At 60.7% G+C, this 14,210-nt stretch carries 15 protein-coding genes; 10 read left to right on the top strand and 5 right to left on the bottom strand.

Annotated features, from left to right (window positions below; translation table 11 throughout):
- Window positions 1-16 precede the first annotated feature (16 nt).
- The 3 genes from OEG84_RS21705 to OEG84_RS21695 are packed head-to-tail and all read right to left on the bottom strand — an operon-like array spanning window position 17 to window position 3,135.
- Entirely contained in the window at window positions 17-394 is a 378-nt protein-coding gene (locus OEG84_RS21705; RefSeq protein WP_267655683.1) for a DUF4870 family protein, read from the bottom strand.
- 39 nt (window positions 395-433) lie between these two features.
- The gene (gene glcE, locus OEG84_RS21700; protein WP_267655682.1) at window positions 434-1,651 is read right to left on the bottom strand and encodes a glycolate oxidase subunit GlcE; all 1,218 of its coding nucleotides are present in this window, start codon (window positions 1,649-1,651) and stop codon (window positions 434-436) included.
- A complete protein-coding gene (locus OEG84_RS21695; protein WP_267655681.1) occupies window positions 1,648-3,135 on the bottom strand; it encodes an FAD-binding oxidoreductase in 1,488 nt (495 codons plus the stop codon). Before OEG84_RS21695 ends, glcE begins: the two co-directional genes overlap by 4 nt.
- Before the next feature lie 489 nt (window positions 3,136-3,624).
- On the opposite strand from OEG84_RS21695, the gene OEG84_RS21690 reads away from it, so the two are divergent.
- From OEG84_RS21690 to OEG84_RS21675, 4 genes are read left to right on the top strand one after another with little or no spacing between them, the layout of a single operon-like run.
- Window positions 3,625-4,452 carry an FCD domain-containing protein gene (locus OEG84_RS21690; protein ID WP_267655680.1) on the top strand — a complete coding sequence of 276 codons (828 nt, stop codon included), beginning with the start codon at window positions 3,625-3,627 and terminating at the stop codon, window positions 4,450-4,452.
- Window positions 4,449-5,234, top strand: coding sequence for a (Fe-S)-binding protein (locus tag OEG84_RS21685; RefSeq protein ID WP_267655679.1), 786 nt, complete (start codon window positions 4,449-4,451; stop codon window positions 5,232-5,234). Before OEG84_RS21690 ends, OEG84_RS21685 begins: the two co-directional genes overlap by 4 nt.
- A 19-nt stretch (window positions 5,235-5,253) precedes the next feature.
- On the top strand, window positions 5,254-6,690 hold the full coding sequence (locus tag OEG84_RS21680) for a LutB/LldF family L-lactate oxidation iron-sulfur protein (RefSeq protein ID WP_267655678.1): 1,437 nt from the start codon (window positions 5,254-5,256) through the stop codon (window positions 6,688-6,690).
- On the top strand, window positions 6,687-7,358 hold the full coding sequence (locus OEG84_RS21675; protein WP_267655677.1) for a LutC/YkgG family protein: 672 nt from the start codon (window positions 6,687-6,689) through the stop codon (window positions 7,356-7,358). Before OEG84_RS21680 ends, OEG84_RS21675 begins: the two co-directional genes overlap by 4 nt.
- Before the next feature lie 35 nt (window positions 7,359-7,393).
- On the opposite strand, the gene OEG84_RS21670 is transcribed toward OEG84_RS21675, so the two are convergent.
- Complete coding sequence (locus tag OEG84_RS21670) at window positions 7,394-8,116, bottom strand: MOSC domain-containing protein (RefSeq protein ID WP_267655676.1); 723 nt, start codon at window positions 8,114-8,116, stop codon at window positions 7,394-7,396.
- Entirely contained in the window at window positions 8,097-8,645 is a 549-nt protein-coding gene (locus tag OEG84_RS21665) for a MarR family winged helix-turn-helix transcriptional regulator (protein ID WP_267655675.1), read from the bottom strand. The genes OEG84_RS21670 and OEG84_RS21665 overlap by 20 nt, the downstream gene beginning before the upstream one ends.
- A gap of 87 nt (window positions 8,646-8,732) precedes the next feature.
- Here OEG84_RS21665 and OEG84_RS21660 point away from each other — a divergent pair, with 87 nt between their 5' ends.
- The 6 genes from OEG84_RS21660 (at window position 8,733) to OEG84_RS21635 (ending at window position 14,204) form a co-directional block, all read left to right on the top strand.
- Window positions 8,733-9,479, top strand: a complete 747-nt coding sequence (locus OEG84_RS21660) for a hypothetical protein (RefSeq protein ID WP_267655674.1) — start codon at window positions 8,733-8,735, stop codon at window positions 9,477-9,479.
- A 125-nt stretch (window positions 9,480-9,604) separates the two neighbouring features.
- The gene (locus tag OEG84_RS21655) at window positions 9,605-10,240 is read left to right on the top strand and encodes a LysE family translocator (protein ID WP_267656286.1); all 636 of its coding nucleotides are present in this window, start codon (window positions 9,605-9,607) and stop codon (window positions 10,238-10,240) included.
- A 182-nt stretch (window positions 10,241-10,422) separates the two neighbouring features.
- Entirely contained in the window at window positions 10,423-10,881 is a 459-nt protein-coding gene (locus tag OEG84_RS21650) for a hypothetical protein (protein WP_267655673.1), read from the top strand.
- 49 nt (window positions 10,882-10,930) lie between these two features.
- Window positions 10,931-11,665, top strand: a complete 735-nt coding sequence (locus OEG84_RS21645; protein WP_267655672.1) for a 16S rRNA (uracil(1498)-N(3))-methyltransferase — start codon at window positions 10,931-10,933, stop codon at window positions 11,663-11,665.
- A gap of 139 nt (window positions 11,666-11,804) precedes the next feature.
- The gene (locus OEG84_RS21640; RefSeq protein WP_267655670.1) at window positions 11,805-13,178 is read left to right on the top strand and encodes a glutamate--cysteine ligase; all 1,374 of its coding nucleotides are present in this window, start codon (window positions 11,805-11,807) and stop codon (window positions 13,176-13,178) included.
- Between the two features lie 144 nt (window positions 13,179-13,322).
- Window positions 13,323-14,204 (top strand): DUF937 domain-containing protein, encoded by an 882-nt coding sequence (locus tag OEG84_RS21635; protein WP_267656285.1) that lies wholly within the window; start codon window positions 13,323-13,325, stop codon window positions 14,202-14,204.
- Window positions 14,205-14,210: the final 6 nt, after the last annotated feature.

Raw genomic sequence — 14,210 nt, 5'->3', positions numbered from 1 at the left:
GCCCGGTGTGCCCGCTTTAAATCAGCCAGCTTTGCGGATTGGCGATCGGTTCGTTGCGGTTGAGTTTCTGCAATCCGATAATGGTGCGGACGATGATCCAGATACCCACCAGCAGCATGGTCAGCATGCCGATCATGACAATCATCAGCACGACGCTGATCAACGCGCCCAGCAATCCGAGCCAGAAGGTCCGGATCGCCCAAGTGTAGTGGCTTTCAAGCCAGGGCTCAGACTTGCCGCGGTTGAGATGGGCCAGAACGATGCCAACAATGCCGGAAATACCGATAACGAAACTGGCCAGATAAAGGATGTAGATGATCTGCAGATTGAGCTTGCCGGGCTCGAGCCAGCGATCGGTCTGGCGCGGTTCGGTTGCTCGTTCATCATTGCTCATTGCATGCTCCTCTTTGTTGCCGGTTGCCTGACAAGCCTATCATATTGTTGCCGCCATTCGCCCTGGGTTGAGCACGCCTTGGGGATCGAACTGATGCTTGATCCGCCGTGACAGCGCTTCGAGCGCCTTGGGTTGCGGCTCGAACACCGGGACCGAAGATCGGGTGGCCGCGTCCGCGCGCACCAGCGTCGCATGGCCACCACCCAGTGCCTTGATATATTGCCGGACCAGATCGGCTTCGGCATCGGCCTCCATGCGCAGCCAGACCAGTCCGCCCTGCCAATCGTAGAAGGCGTCAACGCCGGTCTTGAGCCGCAAGGCGGCAACCAGCTGATGGCCGGCCTGCGGCGCCACCGACACCCGCCAGATCGGTTTGCTGGTGCCATCGGCAAATGGCGCCACATCGCGGATATCGCCCCACAACTCGTGTGTCTGCGCCGCATCCAGCACCGTAACCTCGCCACGACGGCCCATTTCGGTGGCCAACCGCTCAGTGCGCACCTCGACCGAATCCGTAAGCCCCTCAAGTCTGAGAACAGTGGCCGGGCCACCCTTGAGACGACCGCCCGCTACCTTTGCGACAACGCTTTCAGGCAGATGCGCGGCGCCAGAAACTTCGACCGACATCATCAGCGCCGCGGCCATGGCCTCGGCGGCTTCTGCGTCATTGAGGCCGGAGACCACCACGGTCACCGAGGTTTCCGGCATTGGCAGCACCTTGAAGATGACCTCGCACAAAACGCCGAGCGTGCCCCAGGAACCAGCCATCAGCTTGACCAGGTCAAGCCCGGTGACATTCTTCATCACCCGGCCACCGCTCTTGACGACTTCGCCGGAGCCGTTGACGAACCGCACGCCGAGCAGATTGTCGCGCGCAGCGCCTGCGGAAAGACGCCGGGGCCCGGAAATATTGCCGGCAAACACGCCACCGATTGTCGGTTCACCCGTGACGCCAAGCAAGGGGCGATAATCCATCGGTTCGAAAGTCAGCATCTGGTTGTTGGCGGCCAAGGCCACCTCGATCTCGGCCAGTGGCGTGCCGGCGCGGGCGGCCATCACCAGTTCGGACGGATCGTAATTGGTGATGCCGGTAAGCTTGGTCATCGAGATCGCAGAAGCTGACTGTGACGGCCCGCCGAGACCGGCCTTTGTGCCGCCGCCGCGAATTTCGAGCGGATTTTTTGCGGCGAAGGCCGCAGCCACAAGCCGGGCCACCTCATCCTCGGTTTCGGGATAATGGATATCCGCACTGCTCATGCTGCTGCCTTCCCGTGGTCCGGTCCGGCATCACCAGGTTCGGCAAGGCCGCCGCAGCGCCCCTCGAGTGGAAACACCTTCGAGGGATTGAGAATCCATTTCGGATCAAAGGCAGCGCGCACCCGCATCTGCTGGACCAGATCGACCTCGGCATACTGATGCCGCATCAGATCGCGCTTTTCGATGCCGACGCCATGTTCACCTGTCAGGCAGCCGCCGGCGTCGACACAAAGCTTGAGGATATCATTGCCGGCCAGTTCGGCCTTGCGACTTTCCTCGGGATCATTGGCGTCGAACAGGATCAGCGGATGCATGTTGCCATCGCCTGCGTGAAACACATTGGCGACGCGTAGGCCGTAATGATCGATGATCTCGCTGGTCTTGGCCAGCACGTGAGAGAGTTGTCCGAGCGGCACCGTGCCGTCCATACAGATATAATCGGCAATACGGCCGGTGGCTCCGAAGGCCGATTTGCGACCCTTCCAGATCAATGCCGCTTCGGTCGCGGACTGGCTTTCGCGGATGGTCTTGACGTTGTGCCTGCGGGCAATCTCGATGATCCGCTCGAGCATCGCGTCCATCTCGGCGTCAGAGCCTTCGACTTCAACGATTAGAAGCGCGTCCACATCCATCGGATAGCCGGCCTTGGCGAAGGCTTCGCAGATCTCGATGGCTGGCTTATCCATGAATTCAATGGCAACGGGGATGATGCCGGCGCCGATGATATCGGTGACACAGGCCCCGGCGGAGACAGAAGATTCAAACCCGAACAACACCGGACGTGTGCCTTCGGGCTTGGCGATCAGCCTCACGGTCGCCTCGGTGACAATGCCAAGCTGCCCCTCGGAGCCGCAGATAAGACCGAGCAGATCATAACCAGCCGAATCCAGCGCCTTGCCGCCAATATCGACGACCGAGCCATCGAACATGACCATCTTGACGCCCAGCAGATTATTGGTGGTGACGCCATATTTGAGACAATGGGCACCGCCCGAATTCATGCCGATATTGCCGCCAATGGTGCAGGCCAGCTGTGAACTGGGGTCCGGCGCGTAGAAAAAGCCATCGGCGTCGACAGCCTGGCTGATGGAAATATTGGTCACACCGGCCTGAACCACGGCGGCGCGGTTGGGGAAATCAACCTCGATGATCCGGTTCATCTTGGACACGCCGATGACAATGGCGTCCTCCTGCGGGATCGCACCGCCCGACAGCGAGGTACCAGCTCCGCGCGGTACCACGGAAATGGCGTTGTCGTTACAGTATTTCAGTACGGCGGCAACCTGGGCTGTGGTTTCGGGCAGGACGACTGCGAGCGGCATGCGCCGGTAGGAAACGAAGGCGTCGGTATCAAACGGCACCAACTCGCGCTCTTCGGTGATCAGGCAGCTACCGGGCACCAAGCCGGCAAGATCGGCGATGATTTCGGGTCGGCGCGCTATGACGGCCTTATCAGGCTCCAGAAAGGCGATCAGCTCGGACATGGCTTTCTCCCGTAGCGCATTGCAAAACAGCTTTTCAGCCATTCGCGGGTCACTGGTATTTTTTCCTTACCACTCATTTCGCACCTCGGCAATGTCCATTCAGTTCGCATCGCAGCAGTCGAACATTGCTTGGTGGTCATGTAATCGCAAACCACCTTGCCGACGCAAGCCCTCCGGCACAAAGCTCCTCAATCATCTCGTGAGGTTCCAAATAATCGAATGAAATTGGTGATGCCGCTACAACATCGCCACTCTGCCGCATTATCCGACGTCATCAGAAACCTTATTAGAATCAGATCATGGCGGTTGACGGAAGAGCCTTGCGGCTGGCGCCTCCAGCAGCGATCAACCCGGAAAAGGCCTTGATCACGCGCTTCTCGGCCATTTTTTGCGATAGAAAACCACCAAATTTGCAGGTAATTGGATAATAATATTGACCAGCTTTCCTGACGCTTGTTACGCTGTGCGAAAGAGGAACCGACCGCGCCCATGACAACCGATATTTACGGACGAATTGAGCACAGCCGCACCGCCGATGAAGTGGTCCTTCAGATCGAAGTCCTGGTGCTCGAGGGGGTGCTGCGCGTGGGCGACAGGCTTCCTGGCGAGCGTGAACTCGCCAAGCAATTCAACGTTTCCCGGCCAATCCTGCGCGAGGCGCTGAAAGTGCTTGAAGGCCGCGGACTGCTCAACACCCAGCATGGTGGCGGCACCTTTGTCGCCGATGTCATTGGCCAGGTATTCACACGCCCGGTGATGGAATTGATCGCCCGGCACCAGAAGGCAACGCATGACTATCTCGAATACCGGCGCGAAGTCGAAGCCGTCACTGTCGAATTCGCCGCGCGCCGCGCCACCGACGCCGACCGCGATCTTCTAACCCGCATCATCACGGCCATGAAGGCCGCCCATCAAAAGGACGATTTCGCGGAAGAGGCGGCCATCGATGTCGAATTTCACAGCGCCATCGGTGAATGTGCCCACAACATCATTCTGCTCCACACCCTGCGTTCCTGCTACCGACTGCTGACCGAGGGCGTGTTCTACAATCGCGCCATGGTGTACATGCTGCCGGGTGCGCGCGAACAGTTACTTGCCCAGCATCTGGCAATTTACGATGCCGTGATGGCCGGCGACCCTGATGCGGGGCGCAGGGCCACGCAGGCCCATATCGATTTCGTATCCAGGGCCATGATCGACGCGGAGCGGTCGGGCAACCGGGAACGGGTGTCCAAGCTCCGCCTTCAACAACGCTCGCCCGGTATTGCCGGTGCGGGTAAAACCACCAAGCAGAAACGATCGGAGACAGCGGAGTGACATTAGCGAATTCGGAGGCCGCAGGGCAGCCGCGCGTAGGGCTGTTTGCGACCTGTCTGGTCGATCTTTTCCGACCATCGGTGGGCTTTGCCAGCGCCAAGCTGTTGCAACAGGCCGGGTGTGAAGTGCATGTGCCGGTGGCGCAGACCTGTTGCGGCCAGCCCGCCTACAATACCGGCGACAGGGCCGACACAAGGGAGATCGCGGAGCAGGTGATCGAGGCTTTCGAGGAATTCGATTTCGTGGTGGCGCCGTCAGGATCTTGCGCGTCGATGCTGAAGAAGCACTATCCGGGGCTGTTCAAGGGCGACGCCAAATGGGAAGAACGCGCCCAGCGCTTCTCCGACAAATGCCACGAACTGATCTCGTTTCTGACCGACGTGATGATGGTGCGCGACACCGGTGCGGCGCTTGAAGCCAAGGTGACCTATCATGATTCCTGCTCGGGCCTGCGCGAACTCGGCATCAAGCAACAGCCGCGCAAGCTGCTCGGCAATGTCGACGGCGTAAAGATGCATGAAATGAAAGATTCGGATGTGTGCTGCGGCTTTGGCGGCACCTTCTGTGTCAAATATTCCGATGTTTCCAACGCCATCGTCACCAAAAAAGTCGACAACATCGATGCCTCCGGCGCGGAACTGCTGCTGGCCGGTGATCTCGGGTGCCTGATGAACATGGCCGGAAAACTCAAGCGTCAGGGGTCTGATGTCGAGGTTCGCCATGTTGCTGAAGTGCTCGCGGGCATGACCAGCCAGCCGCCGATCGCCGGCTCTGGCAAATAGGCGGAAAGGGAGACAAGCGATGGAACTTACCGCCAAACATTTCAAGGCCAATGCATCCAAGGCACTTGTCGACGCTCAATTGCAAAAAGCGCTCGGCAATGTCGAAAAGGGTTTTATCGGCAAGCGCCAGAAATCCGTCGATGCACTGCCGGAGTTTGACGCACTGCGCGACAGTTCGCGCGACATCAAGAACCATGTGCTGGAGCATCTCGATCTCTATCTCGAGGAATACGAGGCCAAGGTGACTGCCTCGGGCGGGATCGTGCATTGGGCCGAAACGGCCGAAGATGCACGCCGCATCGTGCTCGCCATCTGCAAGAAGGCCAACGCCCGCACGGTGACCAAGGGCAAATCAATGATCACCGAGGAGATCGCTCTCAACGATCACCTTGAAGCCAATGGCATCGAGCCGGTGGAAACCGATCTGGGCGAATACATCATCCAACTGCGTGGTGAACACCCGAGCCACATCATCGCGCCGGCGGTGCATCTCAACAAGGAGCAGGTCGAAAGCGATTTCCGCCGGGTTCATACCCACCTGCCCGAAGGACGCGATTTGTCCGAACCGGTATCATTGCTCAGCGAGGCCCGTGAAGTGCTGCGCCAGCGCTATTTCGCCGCCGATGTCGGCATTACCGGTGCCAATTTCCTGGTAGCTGAAACCGGCTCTTCGGTGATCGTCACCAATGAGGGCAATGGCGACCTGACGCAGACGCTGGGCAAGGTGCATGTGGTGGTGGCCTCGATCGAGAAGATCGTCCCGACGCTGGAAGACACCTCACAGATCCTTCGGGTGCTGGCGCGCTCGGCTACCGGACAGGACATGAGCGTCTACACCACGTTTTCTACCGGCCCGAAGCGGCACGAAGACCCCGACGGTCCGGACGAATATCACGTCGTGCTTCTCGACAATGGCCGCTCGGAGATGATCGGCACCGAGTATCAGGACATGCTGCGCTGCATCCGCTGCGGCGCCTGCATGAACCATTGCCCGGTCTACCATGTTGTCGGCGGGCACGCCTATGGATCGGTTTATCCGGGCCCGATGGGCGCGGTGCTGACCCCTTCACTGAATGGTATCGAGGAAACCGGACAATTACCCAACGCCTCGACCTTCTGCGGCCGCTGCGAGGAAGTCTGCCCGATGCGGATACCACTGCCGAAGATGATGCGGCATTGGCGCGAGCGCGAATTCGAGCGCAATTTGACGCCCTCGGTGGCGCGTTACGGCCTCAAGTTCTGGGCATTCTTTGCCAAGCGGCCGAAGCTCTACCGCTTCGCCGCGTCCTTCGGCATTCCGATCCTATCGGTTTTGGGCGGCTCGACGCGACGATTCCGGTCAATGCCGATGGCAGGTGGCTGGACACGCTATCGCGATCTGCCGGCGCCGGAAGGCCGGACCTTCCAGCAGCAATGGGCGCAGCGCGAGACGCTGAAGCAGGAGGCAAAGCAATGAGCTCGCGGGAAGCCGTACTGGGCAAGATTCGTAAATCCATCCAGGTGGCGGGCCCCGACACGGAACGTCGGGCAGCCGTTGCCGCGCGGCTTGGAACGGCGCCAAGCGGAGTGATCCCGGCGCGGGCGCAATTGCCCCAACCCGAGCAGATCGAGTTGTTTTCGACCATGGCGGACAAATACGGCGCCACCGTGAGCCGGGTCGGCGACTACGACAAGATCCCCGCGGAGGTGTCAAACTATCTGCGCGAACGCAACCTGCCGGCGGCGATCCGTATCGGCGCCGACCAGCGGCTCAAGCAGGCCGACTGGGCCTCGGAGAAGAATCTCGAGATCCGCGAAGGCGCGTCTGACGGCGGTGATCTGGCGGGCGTCAGCCACGCCCTGGCGGGCATCGCCGAGACCGGCACGCTGGCGCTTTTGTCGGGACAGGACAATCCGACGACGATCAACTTTTTGCCTGAGCACCACATTGTGGTGGTGAAGGCCGCTGATGTTACCGGCGACATGGAGGGCGTGTGGACCATGCTGCGCGCGCATTCAGGCAAGGGCGAGATGCCTCGCGCGGTCAACCTGGTCACGGGGCCGTCGCGCTCGGGCGATATCGAACAGACCATTCTGCTCGGCGCTCACGGCCCGCGCGCGCTGCACATCATCATCGTCGATTAGGCAAGGTGGGGCCGGGCTGGCCTGGCCGCGCGGCTCTAAGCCGGTCCGTCGAGCCGCGCCGCGATATCCTCGCGGTAATCTCGCTGCGCCTTTTTGCGGAAGGCTTCGGCCCAGCCGCCCGCAAGCCGCGGCAGTTCGGCCAATGCAGCAGCAATCTCAGGATCCACTCGCGGGTTGAGTCTCGCGCGTGTAACCCGCTCGACGCTCCAGTCCGGATTGGGGCACTCGAGGCGTCTGACCTCGTCGCCGACGCGCACGGCGCCGGGTTCGAGCACCCGATAGTACCAGCCGGTGCGAACGGTTTGCTGAAACAGCGCCGCCATCGTCTGGATGCCGGTATGAGCATTGAGTTTCCAGCAGGGCTGGCGGCCTTGCGAAATTTCCACCACCGCCGACCCCATTGCCAGCACATCGCCAATACAGAGATTGGCCTCGGTCATGCCGCGCGTGGAGATGTTCTCGCCGAACCGGCCCGGCCCAAACTCGTCGGCAATCGCGCCGAGTTCCGAGCGCCACGTTGGATAGTGTTCGGCTGCGTAATGATGGACCGCTTTTTCGAGACCGCCATGAACTTTGAGGTCCGCCTGCTGATCATCGACAAAGCCGGTGTCGGTCAGCTCCTGCGCCGTGTCGATGGGGTGTTTGCCGATCGCCGATGGCGGCTTGCCGGCCCAGCGTTCGTGGGGCTGACCCACATAAAGGCCGATGATGACGGCGCGGAGTTCAACTGCTGGTGGGTCATGCGGGCTCGTGCTCATGGCAGATCTGGTCCTTTTCAACCGGTTCTAGGTCGACTTCCAGCAACCGGCAATAGGCCGCATCGCCGCGCCTTTGATGGTAGCGACACTGGTGGCACAGGCCAAAGGTCTTGCCGCCCCGGGCTGCGATCACGCTGCGCAGCACATCGGCTAACCCCTGCTCCAGCGCCTCAACCTGATCCGGCGTCAGATCAGCCATGGCCTGATCGATGATCCTGTCGGAATGCGCCAACGTCCTCCCGGCAGCGGTCACCGCATAGGAAATGCTGCGCCGGTCGGTTTGCGAGCGCGCCTCGGTGACGAGTCCCTTGCGCTCAAGCGCCCGCAAGGTTTGCGACACGGTTCCGCGGGTAGCCCCGGAAAATGCGGCGACATGGGAAGGCGCGCGCGAAAAGCGGTTGGCACTGGCGAGGTAGCGCAGCGCCTGCATCTGCGCCGGGTTGAGATCGCTGTTCCAATCTTCCGATTCGGAAAGCCGGGACAGCCGCTCGATCAGCGCACGAACCTGATTGGTTTGAGCTGGTTTCATACCGGCAATGATAGCGAGTCGAAAAAGCACTTGCAATAGTTTCGACTCGCTACTAATAAATATTGATCAATCAAAAAGGAGACGATCATGAAATCCCTGCCAATCCTCGCTCTTTCAGGCCTGCTCGCCACCGTGGCGCATGCCGATGAACACCACGCAGTTGACCAGAAAGGCGCAGTTCTGTCGGACGCCGACGCAACCAAGGTTGCCCCATTCGATATTCTTGCAGCCCATGTCCACCGCGAAGGCGCACTGATCAAATTCCACATGACCACCCAGGGCACTGCCGGCGCCGATAGGCCAGCATCCACAGGCGCACTCGGCGGCGCGCCGGTCTGGTCCTATGTCTGGCCGACATCGCTTGATCCATCGGCCGTGGGGTTTGAAGACAAAACCGGCATTCTGGCGCTTGCGGCAACCAGCCACCCCGATTTCGACGACACGCCCCTTTATGACGAGAACGGTGACGGCGACATCGGCAATGACGGCGCCGGTTGGCACAGCCACTGGGTGGTGTTGACGCCTAACGAGGCTTGCGGCACCGGCGCGTTGTCGGTGCGTGACATTGGAGAAAACGAGACGCCCCGCCTGCCCGCAACTTGGCCCGGTCTGCCGATCTTCATCGACAGTCCCGGCTTCAGCCCGGTTTTTGACGGTCCGGAAATCGCCATTACCGTGGCGCTGGCCAATCCCGAAGACGCAGTGGGGATATCATTTGACGGCGTGACCGCAGCGCTCAAGGTCAACGCCAGTGTTCATGCACCGCTGCTGTGCGTCACCGATGTGTTCGATATCGCCTCGGGTGATCTAAGCCTGCCCGGCAAGGTCGAATAGGACCGGCCCCGACTGTCCGGTCCCCGCATCAGGCTTCGCGCCAGCGGGGGCCGGCTCTCTTGACGCCCGGTGGAATTTGCGGCTTGCTTCCGGCTTGATTTCCATCCGAGTTTACCGCCATGCCCATTTCGCCTGAACATTTCCTCGCCTTCGTGGCGGCCAGCATCATCCTTCTGATCATTCCCGGGCCCACCATCATCATGGTCATCACCCAGGCGCTCGCGCATGGGCGCAAGGTCGCATTTGCCAGTGTAATGGGTGTGGGACTTGGCGATCTGGTGGCAACCTCGCTGTCGATTGCCGGTGCAGGCGCACTGCTGGCCGCTTCCGCAAGTCTGTTCCAGGCTCTCAAATTCGTCGGCGCGGGCTATCTGATCTGGATCGGCTACAAGATGTGGCGCACACCGGTGGCACTTCCCGACATGTCGGAAGCGAATATCGCACCGGCCTCCGGGCGGTCGGCAACGATTTTTCGCGATTCCTTCCTGGTTACCGCGCTCAACCCCAAAGGCATTTTGTTTTTCGTGGCCTTCGTGCCCCAGTTCATCGACCACACCATGCCCTACCTGCCGCAGGCGACCACCTATGTGTTGACGTTTACCGCGCTCGCCGTCCTTAATGCCGCAATCTACGCCTATGCGGCCGCCGGCGCACGCCAGACCATCCGCAGGCCCAAGGTGATGCAGACGGCACTGCGCACCGGCGGTTCACTGCTGATGATGGCCGGTGTCGCCGCGGCGCTGACCCGGCGCGCGGGCTGAAAATGCCGCGACAGAACCGGGTAGATCCGGCGGGCCGGTTGCACGCCGTTTCAGAGCGCGGCCTGCTGATGGGCAACCGCGGCTGCCTGCATGACGCACATGGCAAGATAAGCCGACGCAAACCGCCGACGGATCGCTGGATATGCTGTCTTACCAAATTCAAATCCCGCAAACGTCAACTTATGCAGCCGGGCCGATACACGGAACTGTTCTTTCTTGATGAGGCCACCGCGTTTGCAGCCGGGCACAGGCCCTGCTTCGAATGCCGCCGCGCAGAAGCCCTGGCGTTTTCGCAGGCGTTGGCCCGAAGCCGAGGTGTGGATCAACTGGGCGCCGACGCGATCGACCAGATCCTCAAACCCGAACGCACCCGGCCCGCAGATCATCCGTCACGATTGCTTACGGAAGAACAGCTCGAATTGCTGCCCGAAGGCGCCATCATCTCTGACGGGGCGCGATATTTTCTGGTGACCGCTGGCGGGCTGGCGCAATGGGGCTTTGGCGGTTATCTGGAAACGAACGCTTCAGACTTCGCATCCACGCGGCACTGGCAACTCATAACTCCGCCCGCCATCATCGAAGTGCTGCGGCACGGGTACCGTCCGATTCTCCATCCGACAGCAGCAAAAGCCGCTGATTGAACAGGACTGAGTGCTTGATCTTCGGACCTGTTTGACTAAGGAAGACCGCATGCGCGCCAATTTCACACTGCAACGGCTGTATCTCGATGTTCCGCTCAGCCCCGGGCAACAGGTCACGCTCGGCAAGGAACAGGCACATTACCTGATGACCGTGCTGCGAATGAGCGAAGGCGCACAAGTGCTGGTGTTCAACGGGCGCGACGGCGAGTTCGCCGCGACGCTCAAGCCGCGCAGCAAAAAAGCCGCGGATCTGGAGATCGGCGACCAGACCCGCGCGCAACCACCGCAATCGCGGCTCGATTTCCTGTTCGCACCGCTGAAGGTCGGCCGGCTGGATTATCTCGTGCAGAAGGCCACCGAGATGGGAGTGCGGCAGATCACCCCGGTGTTTACCGACCACACCCAGCTTCACAAGGTCAACGCCGCTCGGCTGGCAGCCAACATTCTCGAAGCCGCCGAGCAATGCGGCAATCTTGCCATTCCCGAACTTGGCGATGCGGTGCGGCTCGGCACCCTGCTTGAAGGTTGGGATCCGGCAAGGCGGATCATCTTTTGCAATGAAAGCCAGGCTGGCAACAATCCGGCGGCGCAACTGGCGGAAATCACCGAACGCGACCTGGCCTTGCTGGTCGGGCCCGAAGGCGGATTTTCGGAACAGGAACGTGAGAGGTTGACCTCCCTGCCCTTCGTCACGGCGATCCCGCTCGGACCGCGAATCCTGCGTGCAGATACCGCTGCGGTTGCGGCCCTGACCGCAGTCCAAATGACCATCGGGGACTGGTAGTCGGGCAAATCCACCCAGATCAATATTGTTTGATACTTGGATCAGGGATTTTCACTTGCAAGCCGGGCGGGTTCCGGTCCAATCAACAGCAACGGCGCAGTTTACGGTCGCGCCAGGGATATGAAACAAAGGTCCTGTTATGGCGCGCGACACCACCGACGACACACCGATCAACGCGGTCGAAGATTTGGCCGACTGGATGGCCGCCGGCTGCAAACCGAAAGAAAGCTGGCGGATCGGCACCGAACACGAGAAGTTTGTGTTCTTCAGCGACACGCTCGAGCCAGTTCCCTATGAAGGCGAACGGTCGATACAGGCACTGCTTGAAGGCATGGCGATGATGCTCGGATGGGAACTCATCATCGATGCCGGCAAGATCATCGGCCTAGTCGAACCCACCGGCGCCGGCGCCATCAGCCTTGAGCCGGGCGGGCAATTCGAGCTCTCGGGCGCGCCGCTCGAAACCATTCACCAGACCTGCCGCGAATCCAATGCCCATCTGGCGCAACTCCAGGAAATCGCGGCGCCGTTGGGAATCGGCTTTCTCGGCATGGGCGGCAGCCCGAAATGGACTTTGGCCGAAACGCCGCAAATGCCGAAATCGCGCTACGACATCATGACCCGCTACATGCCGAAAGTCGGCAGCCAGGGGCTCGACATGATGTACCGCACCTGCACTATCCAGGTGAACCTGGATTTCTCGTCGGAAACCGACATGCGCCGCAAGATGCAGCTGGGCATGAAACTGCAGCCGCTGGCAACCGCGCTGTTTGCCGCCTCACCGTTTACCGAAGGCAAGCCGAACGGGCTGGTTTCCTGGCGCGGCGATATCTGGCGGGACACCGACAACCAGCGCTCGGGACAGTTGCCGTTCGTCTATTCCGACAATTTCGGATTCATGGATTATGTCGAGTGGGCACTTGATGTGCCGATGTATTTCGTGCTGCGCGATGGCCATTACCACGAAGCCACGCATGTGACGTTCCGGCAGTTCATGGCCGGCGCCATGAAGGGCGAACTGGATCAACCGATGCCGACCATGGGCGACTGGACCAACCATCTGGGAACACTTTTCCCCGATGCCCGGCTCAAGCGCTTCATCGAAATGCGCGGCGCCGATGGCGGCCCGTGGCGGCGCATTTGTGCGCTGCCGGCATTCTGGGTTGGCCTGCTTTACGACGAGAGCGCGCTTGAGGAAGCCCTGGCGCTGACACGCGACTGGAACCTCGACGAGGTCAACTCACTGCGCAACCTGACTCCGCGGGACGGGCTCAATGCCAAGATCAAGGGCCAGTCGCTGCGCAACATTGGCCGCGAGGTTCTCGGCATCTCCCGGCGTGGGCTGGTCAACCGGGCACGCCTCAACTCCGATGATAATGACGAAAGCCATTTCCTGGCGCCGCTGGAGGAAACAATCGCGCGCGGCACCACTCTGGCCGAGGAAATGCTGGCGCTCTATGAGGGACGCTGGAACGGCTCCGTTGATCCGGTCTTCCGGGACTACGCTTACTAGTGGAACGCCTCCACGGCGATACTCGCGCCGGCTGTCTGCAGCCGGTGGCGCGGGACCGAACCAGCATTGCGCTCTAGGAATGCCCGGTCTGGCGGTATAGTCTCATGCAAAGCCCTTTAGGCGATGCAGGAGAGACATGATCCGATGATGCCGCTTTTCGACATGATGAAGAACGCCCAGAATGGTGACGCGATGCGAACCATGGCGCAGCAATTCGGTCTCGATGAAAAACAGATGGAACAGGCGATGGCAGCGCTGATGCCGGCGTTTTCGACCGGTCTGAAACGCAATGCCTCGAACCCCGACGGCATGTCGGACTTTCTCTCGGCGCTGGCCAGCGGCAACCACGCCCAGTATTTCGAAAACATGCAGAATGCCTTCACCTCGCAAGGGATGGCCGACGGCAACGGTATTCTGGGCCATCTATTCGGCTCCAAGGATGTCAGCCGGGCGGTGGCGGCGCAGGCGGAGGCTGCAACCGGCATCGGCCAGGAAATCTTCAAGCAGATGCTGCCGGTGATCGCCAGCACGCTGATGGGTGGCCTGTTCAAGCAATCAACCGGTCAAATGAATGCAAGCTCGGCCGGGGGTGCCAATCCGATCGGCGACCTGATTTCAGAGATGATGCGCCAGGGGATGGGCGGCACACCGGCAAAGCGCGCACCACAGTCCTCGCCGATGGACAACCCGCTGGGCCAGATCCTGCAGGGCATGTTCGGCGGCGGTCAGCAAGCCGCGCCCGAGCCCCAGGCGCGCAAGCAGAGCGCCAACCCGTTCGGCGACAACCCACTGGGGCAGATCTTTCAGGACATGCTTGGCGGCGCGATGGGCGGCGCTGCTCGCCAATCACCTGAACCGCAACAACAATCAGCCCCGAAACCCAGCGCGTCGAATAAAGCGGGAAATCCCTATGACGATCTGTTCGGCAAGATGTTTGATTCGGGACGCGAAATGCAAAAGGGCTACCAGCAGAATATGGAATCGATCTTCGACCAGTATTTGCAGGGCATGAAGCGGCCTAAGTAACACACG

Origin of the sequence: Hoeflea algicola (assembly GCF_026619415.1) — a bacterium.
Taxonomy (GTDB): Bacteria; Pseudomonadota; Alphaproteobacteria; order Rhizobiales; family Rhizobiaceae; genus Hoeflea; species Hoeflea algicola.
The sequence above is the reverse complement of the archived record's forward strand: the minus strand, read 5'-3'. Positions and strand labels throughout refer to the sequence as shown.